The 25,509-nt window shown below is 61.5% G+C and carries 17 protein-coding genes; 13 read left to right on the top strand and 4 right to left on the bottom strand.

The genetic code is table 11. From position 1 onward, the window contains the following. Positions 1-38: 38 nt before the first annotated feature. Positions 39-479 (bottom strand): carboxymuconolactone decarboxylase family protein, encoded by a 441-nt coding sequence (locus GDV60_RS11490; protein ID WP_159907233.1) that lies wholly within the window; start codon positions 477-479, stop codon positions 39-41. 162 nt (positions 480-641) lie between these two features. Between GDV60_RS11490 and GDV60_RS11485 the strand changes: the two genes are divergently transcribed. Next, positions 642-2,075, top strand: a complete 1,434-nt coding sequence (locus GDV60_RS11485) for a PLP-dependent aminotransferase family protein (protein ID WP_159907231.1) — start codon at positions 642-644, stop codon at positions 2,073-2,075. Positions 2,076-2,157: 82 nt separating this feature from the next. Further along, complete coding sequence (locus GDV60_RS11480; protein ID WP_029294808.1) at positions 2,158-2,565, top strand: cupin domain-containing protein; 408 nt, start codon at positions 2,158-2,160, stop codon at positions 2,563-2,565. A 162-nt stretch (positions 2,566-2,727) separates the two neighbouring features. Here the strand turns inward: GDV60_RS11480 and GDV60_RS11475 are convergent, their stop codons facing one another. After that, a complete protein-coding gene (locus tag GDV60_RS11475) occupies positions 2,728-3,357 on the bottom strand; it encodes a DNA-3-methyladenine glycosylase I (RefSeq protein WP_159907229.1) in 630 nt (209 codons plus the stop codon). A 232-nt stretch (positions 3,358-3,589) separates the two neighbouring features. Between GDV60_RS11475 and GDV60_RS11470 the strand changes: the two genes are divergently transcribed. The 3 genes from GDV60_RS11470 to GDV60_RS11460 all read left to right on the top strand — a co-directional run bounded on the left by GDV60_RS11470 (position 3,590) and on the right by GDV60_RS11460 (position 6,445). Beyond that, a complete protein-coding gene (locus tag GDV60_RS11470; protein WP_159907227.1) occupies positions 3,590-4,900 on the top strand; it encodes a C4-dicarboxylate transporter DctA in 1,311 nt (436 codons plus the stop codon). Between the two features lie 150 nt (positions 4,901-5,050). Beyond that, positions 5,051-5,752 carry a FadR/GntR family transcriptional regulator gene (locus GDV60_RS11465; RefSeq protein WP_029294803.1) on the top strand — a complete coding sequence of 234 codons (702 nt, stop codon included), beginning with the start codon at positions 5,051-5,053 and terminating at the stop codon, positions 5,750-5,752. A gap of 15 nt (positions 5,753-5,767) precedes the next feature. Further along, a complete protein-coding gene (locus GDV60_RS11460) occupies positions 5,768-6,445 on the top strand; it encodes a GntR family transcriptional regulator (protein ID WP_159907225.1) in 678 nt (225 codons plus the stop codon). A gap of 609 nt (positions 6,446-7,054) precedes the next feature. Here the strand turns inward: GDV60_RS11460 and GDV60_RS11455 are convergent. Beyond that, complete coding sequence (locus GDV60_RS11455; protein ID WP_029294799.1) at positions 7,055-11,914, bottom strand: NAD-glutamate dehydrogenase; 4,860 nt, start codon at positions 11,912-11,914, stop codon at positions 7,055-7,057. A gap of 447 nt (positions 11,915-12,361) precedes the next feature. On the opposite strand from GDV60_RS11455, the gene GDV60_RS11450 reads away from it, so the two are divergent. From GDV60_RS11450 to GDV60_RS11415, 8 genes are all read left to right on the top strand, one after another. Further along, positions 12,362-12,715 carry a hypothetical protein gene (locus GDV60_RS11450; RefSeq protein WP_092235787.1) on the top strand — a complete coding sequence of 118 codons (354 nt, stop codon included), beginning with the start codon at positions 12,362-12,364 and terminating at the stop codon, positions 12,713-12,715. Between the two features lie 250 nt (positions 12,716-12,965). After that, positions 12,966-13,925 (top strand): MoxR family ATPase, encoded by a 960-nt coding sequence (locus GDV60_RS11445; protein ID WP_003218556.1) that lies wholly within the window; start codon positions 12,966-12,968, stop codon positions 13,923-13,925. A gap of 5 nt (positions 13,926-13,930) precedes the next feature. Further along, positions 13,931-14,863, top strand: coding sequence for a DUF58 domain-containing protein (locus tag GDV60_RS11440; RefSeq protein ID WP_029294789.1), 933 nt, complete (start codon positions 13,931-13,933; stop codon positions 14,861-14,863). Then, positions 14,860-15,354, top strand: a complete 495-nt coding sequence (locus GDV60_RS11435; protein ID WP_029294787.1) for a DUF4381 domain-containing protein — start codon at positions 14,860-14,862, stop codon at positions 15,352-15,354. Before GDV60_RS11440 ends, GDV60_RS11435 begins: the two co-directional genes overlap by 4 nt. Beyond that, positions 15,347-16,435, top strand: a complete 1,089-nt coding sequence (locus GDV60_RS11430) for a VWA domain-containing protein (RefSeq protein WP_029294785.1) — start codon at positions 15,347-15,349, stop codon at positions 16,433-16,435. The genes GDV60_RS11435 and GDV60_RS11430 overlap by 8 nt, the downstream gene beginning before the upstream one ends. Continuing rightward, positions 16,432-18,168: a VWA domain-containing protein gene (locus tag GDV60_RS11425; RefSeq protein ID WP_092235783.1), complete on the top strand. Its 1,737-nt coding sequence runs from the start codon at positions 16,432-16,434 to the stop codon at positions 18,166-18,168. Before GDV60_RS11430 ends, GDV60_RS11425 begins: the two co-directional genes overlap by 4 nt. Then, the gene (locus tag GDV60_RS11420; RefSeq protein WP_092235780.1) at positions 18,165-19,805 is read left to right on the top strand and encodes a BatD family protein; all 1,641 of its coding nucleotides are present in this window, start codon (positions 18,165-18,167) and stop codon (positions 19,803-19,805) included. The genes GDV60_RS11425 and GDV60_RS11420 overlap by 4 nt, the downstream gene beginning before the upstream one ends. 594 nt (positions 19,806-20,399) lie before the next feature. Further along, positions 20,400-23,459 (top strand): hypothetical protein, encoded by a 3,060-nt coding sequence (locus tag GDV60_RS11415; protein ID WP_159907223.1) that lies wholly within the window; start codon positions 20,400-20,402, stop codon positions 23,457-23,459. 79 nt (positions 23,460-23,538) lie between these two features. Here GDV60_RS11415 and GDV60_RS11410 read toward each other — a convergent pair whose 3' ends face one another. Next, positions 23,539-25,452, bottom strand: a complete 1,914-nt coding sequence (locus GDV60_RS11410) for a hypothetical protein (RefSeq protein WP_159907221.1) — start codon at positions 25,450-25,452, stop codon at positions 23,539-23,541. Between the last annotated feature and the right edge of the window lie 57 nt (positions 25,453-25,509).

Genomic DNA, 25,509 nt, shown 5'->3' with positions numbered 1-25,509 from the left:
CACAAGCGCCGCAGCGGTAGATCTTTATCCGGGTGGGCTTATTCTGGCGGCAACTGGCCAAAGGCGACGGCCAGGCGGTTCCAGCCGCTGATGGTCGTAACCGCCATGGTCAGGTCCACCAGGGCCTGCTCGCCGAACTCGGCACGGGCGGCGGCGAACAGCGCATCCGGCACGCCTGCACACGCCAGCAACGCCGTGGCCTCGCTCCACGCCAGGGCAAGTTGTTCGCGGCGAGTGAACAGCGGCGAATCACGCCATACGCACAACGCCAAAAGACGCCGCGTGCTTTCGCCCCGCGCCAACGCCGCCATGGCATGCATGTCACTGCAAAACCCACAGTGGTTCAGTTGCGAGACGCGGATCCTTATCAGGTCAAGCAAAGGCCTGTCGATGGCCAGCTCGAACAACGTTGCCTCAAGCACCATCATGCCTTTAAGCGCTTGGGGCGAAGCCGTGTAGTAATCCAGACGCGGTTGCATAGGGGCGGCCTCGATGGGCAAAGACGATGGCCGCCAGCTTAAGACCGCGCCGGCCTGTGCCCTATAGCCAAAGTGGCGCTTTATGCCTAGACCGCCTTGGCCGTAGGCGCGCCCCACGGTTGCGGGTAATCTGGGCGCAGTCTGACCGCCTCGGGATGCTCCATGGAACTGCACGTCGTCATCAATGGCCGCAAGGATCTGGCCGAACAGCTGTATCGGCAATTGCTCGCGGCCATCCAGTCCGGGCGCCTGGCCTCGGGTGCGCAGCTGCCGCCCAGCCGCCTGCTGGCCGAGCAGTTGGGGGTGTCGCGCAAGACCGTCTCCGACACCTATGCGCTGCTGACCTATGAAGGGCTGCTGGTGGGGAAGATTGGCCGTGGCACCTTCGTCAACAGTCAGGCAAACCGCCCTGCCCGGCGCCAGGACGCTGCCGACCTGGCCTGCGCCGCGCACTTGGCCAAATGGCAGGCGCTGCCCTCGCCCATGCGCCACCCGACCCGCGACGGCACCTTGCGGTGCGAGTTCATCGGCGGCGCCACCACCCGCAGCCTGTTCCCCCAGGACGAATGGCGGCGCTGCACCCTCGACGCCTTGCGCCGCACCGCCCAGAACAGCGGGTTCTATAGCCAACCCGAAGGCCTGCCGGCCCTGCGTAGCGCGATCGCCGGGCACATCGCATTTTCCCGGGGGGTCAACTGCCGCGACACCGACATTGTGGTGTGCAATGGCGCCCAGCAAGCCTTGGACCTGATCGCCCGGGTGGTACTTGAACCGGGCAGCCTGGTGGCCATGGAAGACCCCGGCTACACCCCCGCCCGCTTGATGTTCGAGGCCGTAGGGGCAACGGTGGCCAGCGTGCCGGTGGATGCCGAAGGTATCCAGGTCACGCAGATTCCCCAGGGCACACGGCTGATCTACGTGACGCCTTCCCACCAGTTCCCCCTCGGCATGCCCATGAGCCAGGCACGCCGCGCGGCGCTGCTGGCACGCGCGCTGGAATTGGGCGCGATCATCATCGAAGACGACTACGACAGTGATTTCCGCTACGAAGGCCGGCCCACTCACTCCCTGCAAAGCATGGACGAGCGCGGCATTGTGGCCTACGTCGGGACCTTCTCCAAAACCCTGCTGCCGGACCTGCGCCTGGGTTATGCGGTACTGCCCCCGGCGATCCATGGCGCGGTGGTCAAGGCCAAGCAACTGACCGACCAGCACACCTCGACACTGCCGCAATGGGCACTCGCCAAGTTCATCAGCGAAGGCTACCTGCTCAAGCACATTCGGCGCTGTCACACCGTCTACGCTACCCGCCGCGAGCGCATCCTCAGCCGCCTGGCCGGCGACTTGTCTCCCTGGTTCGAAGCCGTGCCCAGCGTGGCCGGGTTCCACCTGGCGGCGCTGTGCAAGGGGGCAGTAAACATTCCCTTGCTGATCGAACTGGCGCGCCAAGTGGAAGTCGGACTGTACCCACTGGACGTGTTTTTTCATGAAGCACCGGTGCGGTGCGGCCTGATTATCGGCTTTGGGGCCATCGAGACCCTGGATATCGACCCATCGCTGGACAAGGTGCGCGATATCCTCCAGCAGATTGGCTAAGGGGTTTTCCAGAGGATTGGCTATAGGTGCGCCACGGTGCCGGGCGTAGGGTGATGGGGTCTGCAATCTAGAGAACTGCACCATGAAAATACTGCTCGGCACCACCCTCCTGCTGGCTTCGCTAAGCGCCTTTGCCCATGAGCCGGTCTACAACCAGGAATCGATCAAGGTCCTGCAAGAGCATGCCTTGAGTAACGTGCCTGGCAAAAAAACCATCATGCTCACCGTGGACTACGCACCGGGCCAGGCCACCGTCCCCCACAGCCACACCGGCACGGCGGTGGCTTATGTGCTGGAAGGTGAAATCACCTCGCGGGTCAACGATGAACCGGCCATTACCTACAAGGCCGGGCAATCATTCTACGAACCGGCCGGCTCGCGCCACTTCGAATCCAGCAATGCCAGCCAGACCCAGCCGGCCAGGTTGCTGGTGGTGATGGTTATGGATGACAAGGCTGATGTGCTGACGCCCCTGCCAGCGCAGAACTGAATGCTAGACCCCAGAGCCCCTGTGGCGAGCGGGCTTGCCCCGCGCTGGGCGGCGAAGCAGCCCCAGTAAGCCGAATGTGGTGTATCAGATAGTCCGTAGCGGCTGGTTTTGGGGCTGCTTTGCAGCCCAGCGCGGGGCAAGCCCGCTCGCCACTGGGGCTTGTCAGGGGCGCTTGAACTGGCGCCGCAGGTCTTCGATCGGCTGCCGGCAGGCGCAGCCTTCCAGGTGGTCATTGACCATTCCCATGGCCTGCATGAACGCGTACATCGTCGTCGGCCCCACGAATGTCCAGCCGCGTTTCTTCAAGGCCTTGGACAAGCGCACCGAAGCCGGCGAGGTGGGATTGCCCGTCCAATAAGCCAGGTCCACCACCGCTGGCCGCTCATCGGCAGTCGGTTCAAAGGCCCATAACCAGGCCGCCAGCGACCCGCTTTGCGCCACCAACTCACACGCCCGGCGTGCGTTGTTGATGGCCGAGGCGATCTTGGCGCGGTTGCGCACGATGCCCGGGTCAGCCATCAAGCGCTCGACATCGCGCTCGGTGTATTGCGCCACCTGGCGAAAATCAAAACCCTCGAACGCCCGGCGAAAGTGCTCGCGTTTGCGCAGGATGGTGATCCACGCCAAGCCGGCCTGGAAGCCTTCCAGGCAGATCTTCTCGTACAACGCAATGTCATCGGCAACCGGCACGCCCCACTCGTGATCGTGATAATCGGGGTATTGGGCGGCGGCCGTGCGCCATGTACAACGGGTCAGCCCCGTTTCATCCGTCGTCAGTCCTGGCTTATCCATTTATCACCTCAACGGCCAAGCGCCGCATGATAAGCGAAAAAAATTCCACGCCGCCAACCGCTCAAGCATCACGCTTACCGAGCAACTGGTAAGACCGGACATCCCAAACACCCCACTTCCCCCTTGTAGTTTGCAAAAAACCGGGCGTAGACTGGCCACGCACTGGACTTACCGGTCAGACCACAACAATTAAGCCCTGGACCCACCAGGGCACCGAATAGAGATCCTTCCCATGCTCAGATGGTGCTCGCGTTCGATTTTCCTGCAAGTCGTCATAGGCCTGATGCTCGGCATCGCTTGTGGCCTGGCCCTTCCCGAATTCTCCTCACAACTCAAACCCCTGGGTGACGGCTTTATCAAGCTGATCAAGATGCTGATCGGCCTGATCGTGTTCTGTGTGGTGGTCAGCGGCATCTCCGGGGCCGGCGACCTGAAGAAGGTCGGGCGCATCGGCCTCAAGTCGGTGATCTACTTTGAAATCCTCACCACCATCGCCCTGGTGCTTGGCCTGATGCTGGCCTTCAGTACCGGGATCGGCAGCGGGGCCAATATCCACCTGGAACAGCTGTCATCTGCCGGCCTCAATGAATTGGCGGATCGCGGCCAGCATATCAAGGGCACCAGCCAGTTCCTGATGGACCTGATCCCCAACTCGGTGATCGGCGCCTTTGCCGACAACAACGTGTTGCAGGTGCTGTTGTTCTCGGTGCTGTTTGGCAGCGCGCTGAACCTGGTGGGTGAAGCGGCCTCGGGCATTTCGCGACTGATCAATGAGTTGAGCCATGTGATCTTCCGCATCATGGGCATGATCGTGCGCCTGGCGCCGATTGGTGTATTTGGTGCCATCGCCTTTACCACCAGCACTTACGGCCTGGACTCGCTGCAACACCTGGGCAGCCTGGTGGGTTTGTTCTACCTCACGTGCATGGCCTTCGTCGCCATAATCCTCGGCGCCGTGATGCGGTTTTCGGGCCTGCGGATGTTGCCGCTGCTCAAATACCTGCGCGAAGAACTGCTGATCGTGATGGGCACCGCCTCGTCCGACGCCGTGCTGCCACAGATCATGCGTAAACTGGAGCACCTGGGCATTGGCAGTTCCACCGTCGGCCTGGTGATCCCCACCGGTTACTCGTTCAACCTCGATGGTTTTTCGATCTACCTGACCCTGGCCATCGTGTTTATCGCCAACGCCACCGGTACGCCGTTGTCGATGACCGACCTGCTGACCATCCTGCTGGTATCGCTGATTACCTCCAAGGGCGCCCACGGCATACCGGGCTCGGCCCTGGTGATTCTGGCGGCAACCCTCACTGCCATCCCCGCCATCCCGGTGGTGGGCCTGGTGCTGGTGTTGGCGGTGGACTGGTTCATGGGGATCGGCCGGGCGCTGACCAACCTGATCGGCAACTGCGTGGCCACCGTCGCCATTGCCCGCTGGGAAAAGGACATCGATATCCAACGGGCCAACAAGGTGCTCGATGGGCAGCAAGGGTATGCGTTCCAGGCCAAGAAACCGGTGCTGCCGGTTCATCAGGAGTTCTGAACATTCCCCACACACTGTAGGAGCGAGCTTGTTCGCGAAAAACTTCAAGGCACCGCGCGCACCCAGTCTGCCCGCGTTATCGTTGACGGTCTTCGCGAGCAAGCTCGCTCCTACCGTTGAAGGGTTATTTAAATTCAAGGAGCCCACGACGTGATCAGCACCTCAACCGTCGTCAATTCAGTCGTAGAAAAACTGCGCGCTGCCCTGGCCCGCGGCCAGTGGCGGCGCGGGGAGATGCTGCCCGGCCAGCGCGAATTGGCCGAACAACTGGGCATCAGCCGCCCTAGCCTGCGCGAGGCAGTGATCGTGCTGGAAACCCTCGGCCTGGTACGCTCGATGCCCGGCAAAGGCGTGGTCGTACTGGAAACCAGTGTCAACGACCCCCAGGCCCATGACGCGGTGGCCGATGCCAGCCTCGCCGATATCCTGCAACTGCGCTACACCCTGGAGCCGTTTATCGTCGGCCTGGTGGCCCAGTCCATCACCAGCAAGGAAATCGGGCAACTGCGCCTGACCTTGATGGACATGCGCGAAGCCCTGGAAGCCAACGACAGTGAGGCGGGGATGAACGCCTACATTGCCTTCCACGAAGAGCTGTTCGCCCTGACCTCCAACCCCATCTTCCAGAACGTGGTGCAACAGACCAGCAACGCCCTCAAGCAAAGCGCCCAGGTGTTGCGCAACTCCCCCGAACACCTGGCCGAGCGCCTGCAGGAAAACGAAGCGGTGGTGCGCGCCATCCGCAACAAGAACAGCGCCCTGGCCAGCGCCGAAATGCGCCGCCACATCCTCAACGAGGGCCAGCGCATGGGCACCGCCCTGAACATTCCCGACGATCATCTCGGCAGCTGACTTTGGAGATAGGCCATGAGCGCTCGCGCCTTGCAACGCAACATCGTTGTCACCGCCCCGCCCGCCATGCGCCTGGTGCCCGGCAAGCGGCCGTCGGTGGAAGACCTCTACCCGCGCCTGTTCGATGCCATCCTGGAACAGCGCATCGTACCCACCAGCCGCTTTACCGAAGAAGGCCTGGCCCAGGAATTTGGTGTCAGCCGCAGCGTACTGCGCCGGGTCCTGGCACGCCTGGCAGAACAACAAGTGATCATCCTGCGCCCCAACCTGCGCGCCCAGGTGGCGGCGCCGGATGCCGAGCAGGTGAAACATATTCTTGAAGCGCGGCGCTTGATGGAAGTGACCGTGGTGCAACTGGCGTGCGCGCAGGCCAACCCAGGGCAAGTGCGGCGCCTACGCGAACTGGTGGCCCGCCAGCGGACGTACGTCGAGCAAGGCCAACAAGGCCCGGCCATCCGCCTGTGTGGGGAGTTTCACCTGTCGCTGGCGGCCATTGCGGGGAACCGGCCATTGGCGCAGTTCCTTAATAGCCTGGTGCCATTGACCTCGCTGGTCATTGCCCGGCAAGGGGCGTTCTCCGGCACCTGGCGTGAGCAGACAGAGATTGTCGAAGCGGTGGAGCGCAGGGATGCGGGCACGGCTGCAGGATTGATGAGCCGGTATCTGGATCACCTGGAGTCGAAGCTCTCGTAAGCCCGTGACGATCAACATGTGGGAACTGGCCTGCGATAGCGGTGGGTCAGTCGATGCATATGTGGCTGGACTACCGCCTTCGCGAGCAAGCCCGCTCCCACAGGGGGTCTTTGTCGGGCAGAGTATTTTGGTCGCACCACAGAGCAAATGTGGGAGCTGGCTTGTCGGATCGCCGCACCGCTGCGATGGCGGTGGGTCATTTGATACATCTCTGCCTGAACGGACGCCATCGCGGGCAAGCCCGCTCCCACAGGGGGTCTTTGTCGGGCAGAGTATTTTTGCCACACCACAAATCAAAGGTGGGAGCTGGCTTGCCAGCGATGGCGGTGGGTCAGTTGATACATCTCTGCCTGAACGGACGCCTTCGCGGGCAAGCCCGCTCCCACAGGGGGGCTTTGTCGGGCAGAGTATTTTGGTCGCACCACAGAGCAAAGGTGGGAGTTGGCTTGCCAACGATGGCGGTGGGTCAGTTGATACATCTCTGCCTGAACGGACGCTATCGCGAGCAAGCCCGCTCCCACATTTTGGGTTCCTACATTGAACCGGGTGAAAACAAAAAGCCCCGTATCTCGCGATACGGGCTTTTGTTTTTAGCGCTCTAGCGGCTGATTACAGCACCGCCTGACCGCTCATTGCCAGGTCCAGCAGTTCACGGTTGGCTACCGCGTACATGGCGTAGTCCGTACCCACCGCAGCACGGATTTCCACCATCATCGCGCGCCAGCGTTCGACCATGCTCGCATTCTGCTCAAGCCACAGGGCCACGCGGGCTTCCATGTCTTCTGGCGCGTCGGCCATTTGCAGAACCTTGATGGTGATCGCCCGTTGCTGCCAGTCCACGTCATCGCGGAAGGCTTCGCGGGCCTGGGCCTGCCAGTTGTTGCCCACCGGCAGATCGCTGATCTGCTGCAGGTACCATGGCAAGTCCAGGGCGCTGCCCACGGCGAAGTAGGCCTTGGCCACATCGGCGGCGCTCTGGCCGGTCACGTCGGCGGCCTCGATGATCGGCAGCAGGGTGTACAGGTGCGTGGTACCTGCCACCATGCGCGCCAGCAACTCCGGGACACCGGCTTGAACATACGCCTGGTAACGGTTCTGCCAGCCTTCGCGGGTCGGGCCTTCCAGCAGTTCGTCAAGCTTGAGGCCCAACGCTGCCAGATGTGGGCCGAAGTGCGCCACATCACGCGCCGCATCCTGCTCATTGCGACGGCTGCGCAGGAACCAGCGCGTGGCACGGCGACCCAGGCGCATCAGCTCATCCATCAACGCCAGTTGCACTTCAGCCGACACCTGGTGGTCCAGGGCTTCGATCTGACGGAACCAGTGCGGGAGGTGGAAGATGTCACGCACGATCACATAGGCGCCGGCCACGTTGGCCGGGCTCATGCCAGTCGACTCTTTGAGCCGCTGCACGAAAGTGATGCCCATGTGGTTGACCAAGTCGTTGGCGATCTGGGTGCTGACGATCTCGCGCTTGAGGCGATGGCGACGCATGGCCTCGGAGAACTTGGCCACCAGGCTCGGCGGGAACGCGGTCTCCATGTCACGGGTCAGGTAGTCGTCATCCGGTACCAGGGACTTGAGCAGCGCTTCCTTGAGGTCGATCTTGCTGTACGAGATCAGCACCGACAGCTCTGGACGGGTCAGGCCTTTGCCGGTGGTGGCGCGCTCAACGAGCTGCTCCTCGGTCGGCAGGTACTCGATGGCGCGGTCCAGCTTGCCACGGCCTTCCAGGTCGCTCATCAGGCGCTTGTACTCGGCAGCACGCTCGTAGGCTTTGCGTGCGGCCAGGGACAGGGCCTGGGTCTGCTTGTAGTTGTTGCCCAACACCAGGTTGCCGACTTCATCGGTCATGCTCGCCAGCAACTGGTTGCGTTGCTTGTCGGTCATGTCGCCAGCCTGCACCACTTCGTTGAGCAGGATCTTGATGTTCACTTCGTGGTCGGAGCAGTCCACGCCACCGGCGTTGTCGATGAAGTCGGTGTTGGAGCCGCCGCCATTGAGGCCGAACTCCACACGACCCAGTTGGGTCATGCCCAGGTTACCGCCCTCGCCCACGACCTTGCAGCGCAGCTCGTTGCCGTTGACGCGCAGCGCGTCGTTGGCCTTGTCGCCCACATCGGCGTGACTCTCGGTGCTGGCCTTGACGTAGGTGCCGATCCCGCCGTTCCACAACAGGTCCACCGGGGCCTTGAGCAAGGCGTTCAGCAGTTCGGTCGGGGTCAGTTTGTCGGCCTGGATGTCGAAGCGTTCTTTCATCTGTGGCGAGATGGCGATGCTTTTGGCACTGCGTGAGAAGATCCCGCCGCCTTCAGACATGATGCTGGTGTCGTAGTCGCTCCAGGCCGAACGCGGCAGCTCGAACATGCGCTGGCGCTCGACGAAGCTGGTGGCCGGGTTCGGGTTTGGATCGATGAAGATATGCAGATGGTTGAAGGCGGCGACCAGTTGCAGCTTGTCGGACATGAGCAAGCCGTTGCCGAACACGTCACCGGCCATATCACCGACGCCCACCACCGTGATGCTGTCTTCCTGCACGTTGATGCCGCGCTCACGGAAGTGTCGCTGCACACCGACCCACGCGCCCTTGGCGGTGATGCCCATCTTCTTGTGGTCGTAACCGGCCGAACCGCCGGAAGCAAACGCATCGCCCAGCCAGAAGCCGTAGTCGATGGCGATGCCGTTGGCGATATCGGAGAAGGTCGCGGTGCCTTTGTCGGCCGCCACTACCAGGTACGGGTCATCGTTGTCGTGGCGCACCACGTTCAACGGAGGCACCAGGGCGCCGTCTTTCAGGTTGTCGGTAATGTCCAACAGGCCGGAAATGAAGATGCGGTAGCAGGCAATGCCCTCGGCCGCGATCTCGTCCCGGCTGCCGCCCAATGGCAGGCGACGCGGCAGGAAGCCGCCCTTGGCGCCGACCGGCACGATCACCGAGTTCTTCACCTGCTGGGCTTTTACCAGGCCCAGCACTTCGGTACGGAAGTCTTCTTCACGGTCGGACCAGCGCAGGCCGCCACGGGCGACGTTGCCAAAGCGCAGGTGCACGCCTTCGACGCGCGGCGAGTAGACGAAGATTTCAAACTTCGGCACTGGCTTGGGCAACTCGGGAATGGCGTGCGGGTTGAACTTGAAGCTGAAGTACGACTTGTTCTGGCCGTTGGCGTCAGCCTGGTAGAAGTTGGTACGCAGGGTGGCCTTGATCAGGTCCAGGTAGCGCCGCAGGATCCGGTCTTCATTGAGCACCTGAACGTCATCCAGGGCGGTGAGGATCGCTTGTTCCAGGCGTTGCTGCTTGTCTTCCAGGTCGTCGGCGGTGAGCTTGCGCGCCAGGTAGAAGCGGGTCTTGAACAACCGGGTCAACTCGCGAGCGATGTCGGTGTGGTTGTTCAGGGTGCTGGCGATATAGCCCAAGTCAAAGCCCAGGCGGATCTGCTTGAGGTAACGGGCGTAGGCACGCAGCAGCGCCACGTCACGCCATGGCAGGCCGGCGGTCAGTACCAGGCGGTTGAACGCATCGTTCTCGGCATCGCCGTTGACGATATGCACGAACGCGTCCTGCAGGGTGTCGTTGAGCTGTTGGATATCGAGGTTCAGGCCTTCGGCGGCGGTGAACGCAAAATCGTGGATCCAGAACTCGCGGCCATTGGCGTGGCGCAGGCGGTACGGGAACTCACCCAGCACGCGCAGGCCGAGGTTTTCCAGGATCGGCAGCACGTCGGACAGCGCCAGCGGGGTATCGGCGTGATACAGCTTGCAGTGCAGTTCCTGCTGGCCGGTCACATGGCCCAGCGGCTGATAGAAGCTCATGACCAGCGGCTTGGCTTCGGTCAGGTTCAACAGGTGCTGCATGTCGACCACGGCCGAGTGCGCGGCAAAGCGCTCGCGGTAGCCGGCGGGGAAGCCCTTGGGGAAGTCCGCCAGCACGTTGGTGCCGTGGGCTTCGCCGAAGCTTTCGACCACCAGGCTCGCGTAGTCGTCCTGCCAGCTGCGGCAGGCCTGCACCACTTCTTTTTCCAGCAGCAGCGGGTCGATATCCAGGCGATTCTTCGGGTCAACCCGCAGGATCAGCTGTACACGGGCCAGCACGGATTCGGAGAAGAAGGTCCAGAATTCGCAGTCCGAGGCCTTCAGGCGATCCATCAGCACTTGCTGGATCTTCTGGCGCACTTCGGTGGAGTAGATATCACGCGGCACGTAGGCCAGGCAGTAGCAGAAGCGGCCGTATGGGTCTTTGCGCAGGAACACGCGGATCTTGTTGCGTTCCTGGATCTGCACGATCGACATCACGGTGCTGAACAGCTCGTCCACCGGGGTCTGGAACAGATCGTCGCGGGGCAGTACTTCGACCACCTGGGCCAGTTCCTTGCCCAGGTGCGCCTTGGCCTGGAAGCCCGAACGGCGTTCGATCTCCGCGACCTTGCGGCGGATATACGGAATCACCCGCACGCTTTCGCCGTACACCGAGGAGGTGTAGAGGCCCATGAAACGGCATTCCTTGATGACCTTGCCGCTGGCATCGATCTGGCGGATCGACACGTAGTCGGGGTAAGCCGGACGGTGTACACGGCTTGGGTGCGCAGCCTTGGCGAACGACAATACTGTCGGTTCGCGCAGGTAGGCCACGGCGTAGTCTTCGATGCGCAGGTCTTCGGCAGTGAGGCCGGCGCGCAGCAGCTTGGTCAGGCCGAGGAAGGAATCGGCGTCATACTCCAGATGACCGCCGTCCTGCTCGTCGCGTACCACAAATTCTTCATAGCCCAGGAAGGTGAAGTGGTTGCCCACCAGCCATTCCAGGAAGCTCTTGATCTCGGCCTTTTCTTCGCCCTCGATGGCGAACTGGCTGTTGTCGATACCGTCCAGCAGTTCCTGGACCTTGGCCTTCATCGGCTCGAAATCAGCCACGGCCACGCGTACTTCGCCCAATACCTGCTGAAGCTCCGTGCTCAGCACGTTCAGCTCGGCGGCATTGGCGCAGCGGTCGATCTCCAGGTACATCAGCGATTCTTGCAGGACGTCTTCGCCCTGGGTGCCTTTGGGCAGGATTTCCAGCAGCTCGCCCTTCTTGCCACGGCGCACGCTGAGTACGGTGGTTTGCAGGGTGTGGATGCTGTAGCCGCGGCGGTTCAGTTCGGTGCGTACCGAATCGACGAGGAACGGCAGGTCATGGTGCAAGACCTCGACCGCGGTGTGGGTCGACTGCCAGCCGTGGCGTTCGTAATCGGGGTTGTAGACGCGCACTTGCGGCTGGGTGTGATCAAAGCGCTCAAGCAGGCGCCAGGCAGACAGGGAGCAACCGGCCAGGTCGGACATGCGACGCTGGGTCAACTCGTCCAGGGAAATGATGCCGAAGAATTGTTCAGCGAACAGCGCCACTTGTGGCAGTGCCTGTTCACTGATGTGCTGCGCCAGTGCCGCTTGCAGTTGATGCTGGAAGTCGGCTTTGCTGGCTGCGGTGAAGAACGCCATCTGTGGTACTCCGCTTGGGCTTGTTATTGATGGAAGCGTCGCGTGTTATCCCCTTGCGGGGAGACCGTCATTTCTGTTCGTCGGTAACCATAAACGAATCAGGGTGACAGGTGGGTGAAGCTGGACAAGACAATGAGGTCACATGCCGCTGGCGGATGACGGTACAACGGGCAGGTCAGCGTCACGCTGCAGGCACATACGTTGCGCAGCTTAACGAGTGTGGGAAGCGGCCTGCTTGCGATGCTGCGACATATTCGGTCATCAGCACGCAGCGCACCGGTTGCAATTTGTGCAACCTGAAATAACCGGTTGCAAAACAGGCTATTTTCCAGCCCGCGAGTGCCAGAAATGACTGATCCGACCCCTGAGGTCATAACAGCATGCAGCACAAAATCGGCCGCAATGGCACAATTGCCACGCTGCGCCCTCTCCCACACAGGATTCCCCATGCAACTGACCACCGCCCACCTGCTCGCCACCCCGTGCGATGACGAAGAAGACAACATGGCCATGCTCTGCTGCCACGGCACCAATGGCGAGATGTTCATGCTGTCCCGTTATCCGGATGAGGACGAGGTGGAGCTGACCTGGGACTACGAACCTTCGACCCTGGACGGTTTGAAGATCACCCTGGGCGCGACCACCTTGCTGGTAGAGATTGGCGCGGCAGACAAGGACGCACTGGGCGGCAGCGATCACCTGCAGATCAAGCACAGCACGCCGGAATCGGACCTGGCCGAGGTAGAAGAAACCTTGCAGAACATTCTCAAGGGCACCGGCACTTACATCCGCACGCCTTGATTGGCGGCTGCAAAATCGCCATCGCGGGCAAGCCCACTCCCACATTTGAACGCGCCACAATCCAAATGTGGGAGCGGGCTTACCCGCGATGAGGCCCTCATCGACGCCAAAAACCTCAGACCTTTCCCACAAACCCCAAAAATACCCCCCGGTTCGTTAGTCGCCAGCCCCTCCAATGCATTAAAGTAAGCCCCCCAGGCCCTGGCATTTTTCACACGCCCCAGGCTCATCTTTCCAGGAACCGTCATCGATGGAACATCGTGAAGCGCTGCTCGCGCTGCGAACCTTTCTTTCTACGCAGATTCTCGGCCAGGAAAAACTCATCGAGCGCCTGCTCATTGCCCTGCTCGCCGACGGCCATATGCTGGTAGAAGGCGCTCCCGGCCTGGCCAAGACCAAGGCCATCAAAGAGCTCGCCGAAGGCATCGAAGCACAGTTCCATCGCATCCAGTTCACCCCCGACCTGTTGCCCGCCGACATCACCGGCACCGAAATCTATCGCCCGGAAACCGGCAGCTTCGTGTTCCAGCAAGGGCCGATCTTCCACAACCTGGTGCTGGCGGACGAGATCAACCGTGCCCCGGCCAAAGTGCAATCGGCCCTGCTCGAAGCCATGGCCGAGCGCCAGGTCAGCGTCGGGCGCAGTACCTACGAACTGTCGCCGCTGTTTTTGGTGATGGCCACGCAAAACCCCATCGAGCAGGAAGGCACCTACCCCCTGCCTGAAGCCCAGCTCGACCGCTTCCTGATGCACGTCAAGATCGGCTTCCCCGACGCTGCCGTGGAGCGCCGCATCCTGCAACAGGCCCGTGGCGAAGCCCTCAATGGCGAGACCAAGCCCGAGCGGCGGGTCAGCCAGCAGGCGATTTTTGCCGCGCGCAAGGAAATCCTCGGCCTGTACATGGCCGATGCCGTGGAGGAATACCTGGTGCAACTGGTCATGGCCACCCGCACCCCGGCCAAGTTCGACCCGGAGATGGCCGAGTGGATCGCCTACGGCGCCAGCCCTCGGGGCTCGATCGCCCTCGACCGCTGCGCCCGGGCCCACGCCTGGCTGGCCGGGCGCGACTTTGTCAGCCCCGAAGATATCCAGGCGGTGCTGTTCGACGTGTTGCGCCACCGCATCATCCTGTCCTTTGAAGCCGAAGCGGCCGGTATCGACCAGGACCGTGTGGTGCAACGCATTCTCGACGTCGTTGCCGTCGCTTGAGCCCCATGAACGCCGGCGATGGAATCCGTATTTCCCTCAGCGAGTTGATCGAGATGCGTCATCGCGTGCGGGAGGTGCAGCTGTTTTCGACGCCGAGCCAGCGCAGCCCGTTGATCGGCCTGCACCACTCCAAGCTGCGCGGGCGCGGGGTCGACTTCGATCAGGTGCGGGTGTACCAGGCGGGTGACGATGTGCGCACCATCGACTGGCGGGTCACGGCGCGTACCCAGGAGCCCCACACCAAGCTGTTCCATGAAGAGCGCGAGCGGCCGATCTTTATCATGGTCGAACAAAGCTGCCGGCTGTTCTTCGGCTCCGGGCTGATGTTCAAGTCGGTTCTCGCAGCGCAAGCCGCCAGCCTGATCGGCTGGGCCGCGCTGGGGCACAACGACCGGGTCGGCGGCCTGGTGTTCGGTGATAACGAGCACTATGAAATCAAGCCACGACGCAGCAAACAAAGCCTGCTGCAACTGCTCAACCGCCTGGTACGGGTCAACCAGAGCCTCGACACCGAGAGCCGGCCCGAAGCCGATGCCCTGGGCATGGCCCTGCGCCGTGGCCGCGAAGTACTGCGCCCCGGCAGCCTGGTGATTGTGATCTGCGATGAACGTGCCCTGACCGAAGGTGCTGAACAACAACTGAGTTTGTTGTCGCGCCATTGCGACCTGTTGCTGCTGCCCGTCTCGGACCCGTTGGACCACGCCCTGCCCGCCGCCGGCCTGCTGCGCTTTGCCGAACGGGGCGCACAACTGGAAATCGACACCTTGAACTTCGAGCTGCGCCAAGCCTACAAGGCCCAGGCCGAAGCGCGCATCGCCCGCTGGGAACTGCTCGCGCAAAAGCTACGGGTATTGCTGATGCCCTTGAGCACCCAGAGCGAAATGGTCGAGCAACTGCGCGAATACCTCAACCCGCAACGCCCGGTGAAAAAGCCATGAGCAGCCTGGACCAACTGCAACCGCTGATTGCCCCGCCGGCCATTGGGTTCTGGCCTCCGGCGCCCGGCTGGTGGCTGTTGCTGGGGTTGATCCCCCTGCTGGGTTGGGGCCTGTGGTGGCTGCGCCGTTTTCTGCCGGGCAAACGCCCGCTGGCCCGGGCCGAACAACCCCTGGACCCCGTGCGCATCGCCGCCCTCGCGGAACTGGCGCTGATGCCCAAACCCTACGATGGCGCGCCGGCCGGCGCCTGGCTGCAGCAGCTCAACGGCCTGCTCAAGCGCCTGTGCCGCAACGACTACCCCTACAGCCAGAGCCACACCCTCAATGGGCGCAAATGGCTGGCGTTTCTCGACAACCGCTGCCCGGCGGCCGGCCTGACGCGGTGGATGGTGCTGGTGGAAGGCACCTACAAACCCGAATGCAAACTCGACGACAAGGCCATCGCCGGCCTGACGCAAGCCGTCGACACGTGGATTCGCAAGCATGTTTGAGTTCGCCTGGCCGTGGATCTTTGCCCTGTTGCCCCTGCCGTGGGTGATGCGCCTGATCCTGCCGGTAGCCGACAGTGGCGAGCCGGCCTTGAAGGTCAGCTTCCTCGGCGACCTCGAAGGCCTGGCCCGGCGCCGCGCGCGCATCAACCTGCCGGGTTGGCGCCAACAAGCACCGTTCGTGGTCCTGTGGCTGTTGCTGCTGACCGCCGCCGCGCGCCCGGAATGGCTCGGCGAGCCGCTGCCCATTGCCGCCAGCGGCCGCGACCTGCTGGTGGCGGTGGATGTGTCAGGTTCCATGGACTTCCCCGATATGCAGTGGCAGGACGAAGACGTCAGCCGCCTGAGCCTGGTCAAACACCTGCTGGGGGACTTTCTGGAGAGCCGCGAGGGTGATCGCGTCGGCCTGATCCTGTTTGGCAGCCAGGCCTACCTGCAGGCGCCGCTGACCTTCGACCGGCGCACCGTGCGCACCTGGCTGGATGAGGCGCGCATCGGCATTGCCGGTAAAAACACGGCGATTGGCGATGCCATCGGCCTGGCCCTCAAGCGCCTGCGGCAGCGCCCGGCACAAAGCCGGGTGCTGATCCTGGTGACCGACGGTGCCAACAATGGCGGCGAAATCGACCCGCTGACTGCCGCGCGCCTGGCCGCCGAAGAAGGCGTGAAGATCTACCCCATCGGCATCGGCGCCAACCCGGAGCAGACCGGCACCCTGGGCATGCTCGGCCTCAACCCCAGCCTGGATCTGGATGAGCCGGCGCTCAAGGCCATCGCCCAAACCACCGGTGGGCAGTATTTCCGCGCCCACGACGGTGCAGAGCTGCAAGCGATCAAGGAAACCCTTGACCAGTTGGAGCCGGTGGCGCAACAACCGACCCAGGCCCGCCCGACCCAGGCACTGTACAGCGGGCCACTGGCCCTGGCGCTGTTTCTGAGCCTGTTGCTGGTGATCCAGGAGCGCTGGCCGGACAACGCCCTGCAACGCCTGCTCAATAAACTGTCGACCAAGGGCCACTTCCTGCAACAGCACCCACAATGGCGCCAACGCCTTCAACGCCTGCGCTTGCGGAGGCGTCGATGATCGCTTTATGGCCGCACTGGTTTCGTCCCTGGTGGCTGTTGCTGCTGCCCGTGCTTGGCTGGTTGCTATGGCAACTGTGGCATCGACAAAAGCGCGCCGGGCGCTGGCAGATGATCCTGCCACCCGCCTTCCATGCCGCCCTGCTCAGTGGCGGCAATGGTCGGGAAAGCAAGTCGCCGTGGTTGTTGCTGGGCCTGGCCTGGTTGCTGGCCGTGCTGGCCTTGCTCGGCCCCGGCTGGCAACGGGTTGAACAGATCAGCCAGAAACCCGCCGACCCGCTGGTGGTACTGCTGGAACTGACCCCCGAGATGCTCGCCACCGACAGCCCACCCAACCGCCTGGAGCAGGCGCGGCGCAAGCTGGTGGATCTGCTGCAGGCGCGCAGCGATGCGCAGACCGCCATCGTCGTGTATGCCGGGAGCGCTCATACGCTGGTGCCGCTCTCCGATGACCTGGCCACCAGCCGCAACCTGTTGGATGCCCTGCGTCCCTCGATCATGCCGCAGGCCGGCCATCGTGCCGACCTGGCGGTGGAAAAAGCCCTGGACCTGCTCAAGCACGGCGGCCTCGGCCAAGGCCGCTTGCTGTTGATTGGCTCGTCGCTGTCCAAGCAGGAGCGCCAGGGCATTCGCCTGCTGCTCCAAGGCCAGGCGCCGAGCCTGTCGATCCTCGGCATTGGTAGCCGTGAAGGCACGCCGGTCACCCAGGAAAGCGGCGAGTTCCTCAAGGATGAGCAAGGCGCGATCCTGATCCCGCGCCTGGACAGCCCGACGCTCAAGGCCTTCGCCAGTGAAATGGGCGGCCGCTATCGCCAGGCGCGCCTGGACGACAAAGACTTGCGCAACCTTGGCCTGCTGGACGGCCCGCAAACCCTGCGCGACGACGGCCAGCGCCTGCAGCTGGACACCTGGGCCGACCAAGGCTACTGGCTATTGCTGCCCCTGCTGCTGCTCGCCGCCTGCGCCGGTCGCCGGGGCTGGCTGTTCTGCCTGCCGCTACTGCTGCTGGCCGCACCGCAACCCAGCTACGCGTTCAGCTTTGATGACCTGTGGCTGCGCCCCGACCAACAGGGCCAATACCTGCTCAAGCACAAACGCCCGGCCGAAGCCGCCGAACACTTCGAGAACCCGCAATGGCAAGGTGTGGCCCTGTATGAAGCGGGCAACTACGCCGAGGCCGCCCGGCGCTTTGCCGAAGGCAGTGATGCCTACTCCCACTACAATCGGGGCAATGCCCTCGCCCGCGCTGGCGAGCTGGAAGCGGCGATAGACGCGTATGAACAGTCCCTGGAGGCCCAGCCGGACTTGCAGCCGGCCCTTAAAAACAAAGCCCTCGTCGAAAGCCTGTTGCTGGAAGAACCGGAACCCGAGCCTCCAGCCCCCGAAAAAAACGAGGATGACGAATCCACCCAACCCGGCCAAACTGCGCAACCAGGCGACGATGGCCAGCAAACCAGCGGCGGCGAGCAATCGCCCCAGGGCGCGGGCCAGGCGGGCACCGGCGAAAAACAGCCCGGCACCCCGCCGCCTGCGGGCAATAACGAAGTACCCGGCAGCGAACTGGGCGATGAACAGACCACCACGCCCCCTCTGCGCCCGACGAACGACAGCCTCGACGAGGAGCACCGCCAGGCCCTGGAACAATGGCTGCGACAGATCCCGGACAACCCCGGCGAGTTGTTGCGACGCAAATTCTGGTACGAACAGCAACAACATCAGGACAAGACTCGATGAGCCGCTGCACCCCATTTGTCTTATTGCTAGCGCTGTGGGCCGCTCACGCCCAGGCGGCCGACCTGGCCGCCAGTATCGACCGCAGCCGCGTCAATTCCGGGGAAACGGTGGAGCTGACCATCGAGTCCAACGACGTCACCCAGTTCGGCAAGCCGGACCTGTCACCCCTGGATCCGCTGTTCGACGTACGCGGCACCCGCCAGATCAACCAGCTCACCACCCTCGACGGTAGCAACCACGCGACGACCCGCTGGATCATCACCTTGCAACCCAAGAGCACCGGCACGGTGGTGATCCCACCGCTGCAACTGGGCGAACTCAAGACCCAGGCGATCAGCCTGCAAGTGGACGAAACCCTGGGCCAGGACAGCGACAACCAACTGCAACCGGTGTTCATCGAAGCCAGCCTCGACCAGGACACGGTCTACGTGCAGGCCCAGGCCCTGTTGACCGTGCGCATCTACCATTCGGTGGCGCTGTATGACGACAGCAGCCTGGCCCCTTTGCAGTTGGCCGATGCCCGGGTCGAGCAAGTGGGCGATTCACGCACCTATGAGAAAGTCATCAACGGCGTGCGCCATGGCGTGATCGAAATGCGCTACGGGATTTACCCGCAACACAGCGGGCAATTGCTGATCCCCGCACAGATGTTCAGCGCCACCATGGTCGAACCGCGCCCGGCCCAGGGCACTGCGCCCCAGGCACCAAGGCCTGGCAAGCTGCTGCATGTCAATTCCACCGAGATCCCCCTGACGGTCAAGCCCAAGCCGGCCCTGTATCCAGCGGACGCGCCCTGGCTGCCGGCCCGCAGCCTGAGCCTGGGGGAAAGCTGGAACCCGGAACCTGCGAACGTACAGGTCGGCGACTCCCTGACCCGCATCCTTACCCTCAAGGCCGAAGGCCTGGCCAGCGCCCAGTTGCCGGCGCTGCCGAGCACCGAAATCGCCGGCCTGCGGCGTTACCCCGACCAGCCGGTACTGAGCAACCAGAACAGCGAACGCGGAGTGATCGGCAGCCGCGAAGACCGCGAGGCCCTGGTGCCCAACCGCGCCGGCGCCCTGGAATTGCCCGCCGTGGAAGTGGTGTGGTGGAACACCCACGAAGACCATCTGGAACGCACCAGCCTGCCGGCCCGCACCCTGCAAGTGGCGGTCAACCCCAGCCTGGTGGTCGACACACCGGCCACTCCTACGGTCATCACGGCACCGGATGATGGCCGCCTGTGGATCTGGCAGCTCACCAGCCTGCTCTTCGCCTGCACCACCCTGCTCGGCTTCGGCCTGTGGTGGCGGGCCCGCTCACGGCCGGCGATCCTGCGCGCCGCCCAGACCGGCCCTAGCCCTCGGACTTTGCTCGACGACCTCAAGCGCGCCAGCCAGGCCAACGACCCCCAGGCCACGCGCCAGGCCCTGGATGCCTGGGCCCGCCAGCAACCGGAAACCCTGGCGGACATGGCGGCGCGGTTCGTGCCCTTGTCCGATGCGCTGGATGGGTTGAATGGCGCGCTCTACAGCGAAAGCGGCCAGTATTGGCAGGGCGAAGAGTTATGGCGCGCGGTCAAGGCCATCCCCATGGCCGAACGCGAACAGGCGCCGGTGGCAGACAGCACCAGCTTGCCGCCGCTGTATCCGAAGTAACCACAATTTTGTGCCAACACTACAACCCCTATGGGCGCTGGCTTGCCGGCGATGGTGTCAGCAAGAACGCCGCGTGCATCCAGAAGCCACGCGTTATCGTTGACGTTTGTTCGCGAGTTCAAGCTTGCTCCTACAGGGGTATGCACAGGCTTCAAAAGTCAGGTCGGCGGTCAGGACTCCTAGCTTTTGATGTTGACCTCACTCATCCCGCTAAACCACGATGGCCGCAAAATCCTCGACCGCACACCGCTTAAGCCCTTCGGGAGGGGGCTTGTCCCCGATAATAGTGGGTCAACAGACTGACCACCGCTATCGCACGCACGCCTCTTTCCACATAGGACCTGCATCATCTGGGGCAGAATGTTCTGCAATACAGGTAAACGCCGATCCTTTTCCTCTTCTCCATAGACGAACCATTCGCCGCCACACTACTAACGTGCCACCGCTCTACCCCCAGGGAGGCCACTACCAGTGACCATTCGTCGTCACTGTCATTTCTGACAGTTACCCATCCCTATCCTCCGGGTGTTTGATCTTCCTCGCCACCAACGCGTCCAGCCAGGGCGCGTTCCCCCTCAGCCAGGAGAGCTCATCATGCCCAAGCATTCAAGGTTTCCTACCGGTCATTCGCGTCCCGCCGTCTGCACAACGGACGGGCCACCGCCCCCCACCCCCGAGCCGCAACGGCTGGAAGACCTGGACCGACCTTATTCCGTCTATCCTTCGGTGCCACTGCAGTTTACCGCACATCCTGAAAACGCTATCCATGGCCTTGGCATTCGCCATGTGCGTCCCTACGCGCTGTTCGCGTTTGAAAATTGGGCCAGTCAGAACATCAACGATTATTACGCCCTTTTTCTTGGAGACAAGTTATTCGACGGTGTAGTCACCGACCTGACTCAGCCCCGTCATAACCTGGCAATACCCGAGGAGAAAGTGCCTATAGGCGAGGTGCTGGGCAGCGGCCTCGTGCGACGGGCCGGCAGCGGTAACGAAAGTACCTCTCCACCTGAACGCTATCTGATCAAGATCAACCGGCCTGGCGGAATCGATACCGATCCTGGCAACGAATGGCATACCGGGCTGGTCATGGCTGTCGAAGGGTTTGCATACGGGTCGACCATTGGCGCAGGCGATGTCGCTGCCGGCGTGTGGTGCCTGATTTACTTGTACCAGTACATTCGCCAAAACGATGTGATCGAATTGTCCTGGGATGGCATTTTCATATTGCATACCGTGAGCCCTGCCGAAGCCGCAGGGACGGGACCGATACGGGTTTTTGTACCCAAGTCGGTCATCGATAAGGGCGGACAACAGGGCGAGTTGACCTTGCGTTTTCGCGTGCGGGATGTGGTAGAAAACTTCTCCGGAGAAAAATACCAGTACTCCAAGCCGTATTTGCTGAAGGCCGAGTTGGACCCCAGTCTGTTGGAGGCTCCGACTTTCCTGGTGGATGGCGCCGTACTCGAATCGCGACAAATCGACTTCGACACCCAAAGTGGCGCGATCTTCGAAGTCATCGCCTATACAGCGCGGTCGGTTCCGACACCCAACCCCAGGCATAAGATCATCGTTACCCTGTTCGGCACACTAGCCGACGGTACTCCTCAGACCTTCGTGCAGGCGCCTGAGACCGACAAGAACTTGGGATTTACCTATATTTCCATCGATGCCAGCATCATTAGCCAATTGGTCGGTGGTTCATTCCGGGTGTCATTCCGCTGGGAAACTGACGCCGGGGTATTCCTCGGGCAATCCGGCAGTATCACGATTACCGTGGTCGGTACCCCGGTTCTGATGCCGCCCCCCAGCGTCAGCCCTATTGAGCTTGGCTTGATTCCGGCAGGTCAGAACATCACCGTCACCATTCCGGTTTACGAGCCGCATAATCCGGGCTGGCTGGAAGAGCTGAAAATCACCCACGTTCCTGCGGGTGGGGGCGAGGCCATTATCTACCGCAAGGAGCAATTGGCCGGTGCCCAGGGCGGCACATACACAGTCACCGCGGCCGAGCTCGCGCCGTTCACCGGCAAGGGCCACACGACGATTCATTACGAAACCAACGATGGCGCCGTTCATTTGTTGGGCGGCAATGCGCTGGCGATCCGTCAATCGGCGATGCTGGGTGTCCAGATCGGGGAGCGGACGGTGGACATGCCGGAGCCACGGCTGCAGGGGGCTATCGGTAACAACGTCGACCCCACTGACGTGCCCGGCAACGAGGTGTTGGTCACCTTTACTTTCCTCAACACTGTCGCTGGCGATACGCTGCATTGGTCGTGCATTGGTTCCGGCCCTGGCGGTTCCGCCAGCGGCAGCCTGGAGATCAACGGCGCAACGCAGGGCAAGGAACTGCCCTATCCCGTCAGCCGTGACATTCTCGATAAGAACAACAACGGTAGCCTGCGCATCTCCTACAGCCTGGAGCGCCCCGGGCCACCACGGGTGGTGCTGCGTTCAGAAGTTCTGGCGCTCACCGTCGGCAAGGGTGTGACGCTGGATCGGCCCATCATCGAAGGTGCGTCCCTGCACCCGGATCGGCTCAATCCCCTGGCCGCCTTGGCGGGCACCTGGGTCACTATTAAGTTCCGGCCCATGCTCGCGACCGATAAGAGTCTGCTCGAGTGGTTGAGCAGCGACGGGATTGGCAGCGATGCCATCCAAGTACAGGGTAATCCCGACACCCATGAAGTGCGCGCCTTCATTTCGCCGGAGATTATTGCCAAGGGCATTCGCGAAGGGGGCAACCGTATCAGCGTGCAATATCACTTCACCCGCGGCACGTTCCCCTATGCATCGGAAATCGTAGATCTGGAACTGCTGCCCCTTACCGGCTTACCCACCCCATTTATCCAAGGCGTAGGAGACGCCGCAGACCTGACACTCTCGCAGTTGGTAATAGGGGCTCGCACCCTGACACCAGTCTGGCCGTTCATTCATCCCGACAGCCGTGTCTGGATGGAATATCAGGGAATCTATAACAACGGCGACGCCTATCATGAGATGACCTACATCTCTCACCGCCTGGGTGAGGTTGACGCTATCGGAGGACTACAGCCACCCACACCCATTGAGTCTCTCCAGCGGCTCATGGACGGTTCAACACTGACCATTCAGCTGTGGGTAGGCTTCGGTCAAAGCTTGAGTAAAGCATTGGCCGTAGCCTTTCCGACGAGAACCTACAACGTACGTGTCGATTACTTCCGGGACCTAACCGACTTCTACAATTTCAACTGGAACGGATGGGTGAACAGCGTTAACGGCAAAGGTGCCCTGACGATTGAAGGCGCCGAAAACGTCATTTGGCAAGCAACCAAAAACAGCTTCGAGGCCATAGAACCCGGCGTGCAGAAAACCTTCGTCGATTTGAAGGCAAACACTCAATACGAGGTCAGCTTCTACTGCAAAACCACCGGTAGTACCTCACAAACGACAGCCAAAATCAGCTTTGGCAACACGACGGTTACCAGGGCTGTGGCCCCGGACCGAAATTGGGATAGGTTAAGCCATACCTTTACAACGCCTGCAACACCACCCACACAAGCTCACCAGGTAAGAATAACTTTCTCGATCAATGCGACAAGCACCTTTTCCCTCGACCAGATCCAAATACGGGAAATGCCCCGCATGCAATTTGTGCAACCTGCCAACTAGGTGAAATGCTCAACTGACGAACATAAACAACCCGCGACATCCGCGGGTTGTTTATATAACTGTTAGGTGAAGAGCACAGCTATTGTGCTGCCCTCGGATCAAAATACTGGTTCCTTACATTGCCACCCCATAATACGTAAGTGCCATCGGTGCGACGTGCCGCAAAGGAAGGGTCAGTATGCGGTGGGATGGGAGGCGGCGGCGGTGGAAGGACCACGTAGGGAAAACGCTTGATCGAGTACAACTCCGTTACGTTGCTGCGCAGGTACTCAGCCAACTCCGGAGGAATCTCACCGGCATCTTCCATCGCCAGTGTGGCCCCCCAAACTGATACCGCCCCATCCGTGCCGCCCTGCGTAGTGATTACACCGTACGCACCATTTGTACAGTAAACGTCACGAATCAGGCTAGCCATCAGAGTCTGCCGCAACGCCGGATTCATCGTGCCGCCATGAGTGTTCAACCCTGTCAACACGATTGCATTGGTCCGTCCGTCATCATGACGGCTCAGCAAAAAGAAGCTGACATCGTTGGCATACAAGCTGAGATTCCCGTCGACAATAATGGCTGAGGACGAAACATTCCTGCGCAGTCTTGGCGACTGACTGCTTTCGCCGCGCCGGCTGGCATAGCCCGGTACAGCTTTCGCCCCCTTCAACACCTGCCTGAATTGACGCTTCTCTTGAACAGTCAAGGGAGCCCCACCATATTGAGGGGCTCCCCAAGCCTCCGCCTGACCGCTACTGTTAGCCATCAGAAACGCCCACCGGGCGGACCGACACAAAATGATATTACCGCGCGCGGCAAGTTGAGCGGCACTGGCGCTCATATCGCCCCCTTCAGCTGCCCTGCCCCAACTGACCGCTCTACGCCTATTTCGCGTGATGGCGCAGAACGACGCCGTCGCGGCAATGACGGATTGCACGCCACCATCGTCCAGAATACTCGTCAATCGGTCTGTGGGAATGCTTCCGCCACCGGTAGCGGCCCCCCAGACAGCAATGTCGCCATCTCTCCCTATAGCGCAGAAGGAAATCGCCGATGCAACTATCCGAGTAACAAACATCGAATTCAAATGCGCCCGCACGTCTGGCGGTATGTTGCCGCCATTGTTGGGTTGCCCCCATGCGTAAACCCTGCCGTTTTGAGTTAAAACAGCAAATGCATCATCTGCGGCATAAATGGCCTTGGGAGGATCGAACCACAATTCTCGCTGGATCTCCGCAGGAACCGTGGAGACCGGATTATTAACAGGGCCAATCGCACGAATACTGTCTGCGCCGGGAGCAGGATTGTCGAGAATGACGGCAAACGCACTTCGAGTGCTGTAAACCGACTTTACCCCTTGAAGAATAGGCGCAGTGGATGGAATTGTATTACCCCAGCATAACAATTGATTGGTACTACCGACATTCACCAACGCGGCAAAACTAAACTCTGCCGAAAATAATTTTATCGCCTTGTTATTCTTTAGAAAGTTAACTATCTCAGGAGGTACGGGTAACCCCCAGCCGGTCTGCCCTTCCAAATGAACGTCGCCACTGGTTGGCTCAAGCAACGCAAATGCCCCGCCTGAGGAAACGAATATTCTATCTGAGGGCTCCGGGACGTGGAATGAAAAATTACCGCGCTGTTTTAGATAACACCACTCGTTTTCCTCGTCAGATATGCCCTGAAAACCTGAGCGAACCTCGTAAAACTGTGAGAAATACTCACTACCTGTTGTCCCTGCCGAGTCCACCGGCACAACCGAAAACTGCAAAAACTTACCGTCATCTGAAGGCCTGAGTTTTAAATCCAACTGCCCTTCATCAGATAAACGTTCACCATTGAGATGCCAATAGAAGCGTGACAATCCTTCGTGGCTGGCACCATTAGCATCATACTTATATAGGCCGTGCACAGTGGCGCCTACAAATATATCCCCCACAATTTCCACGTCACTTGCACTGGGGATAGCACGAATAACAGCCTTTTCCTTAACATTGCTCATGTTGAATTCTCCAATCACAGCAATCCAAACTGTTGGCAACTCTCTACAACGGCTCCA

This window comes from Pseudomonas sp. DTU12.1 (genome assembly GCF_009873475.1).
In the GTDB taxonomy this organism is placed as follows: domain Bacteria; phylum Pseudomonadota; class Gammaproteobacteria; order Pseudomonadales; family Pseudomonadaceae; genus Aquipseudomonas; species Aquipseudomonas proteolytica.
This window is presented reverse-complemented; position numbering and strand designations above follow the sequence as displayed.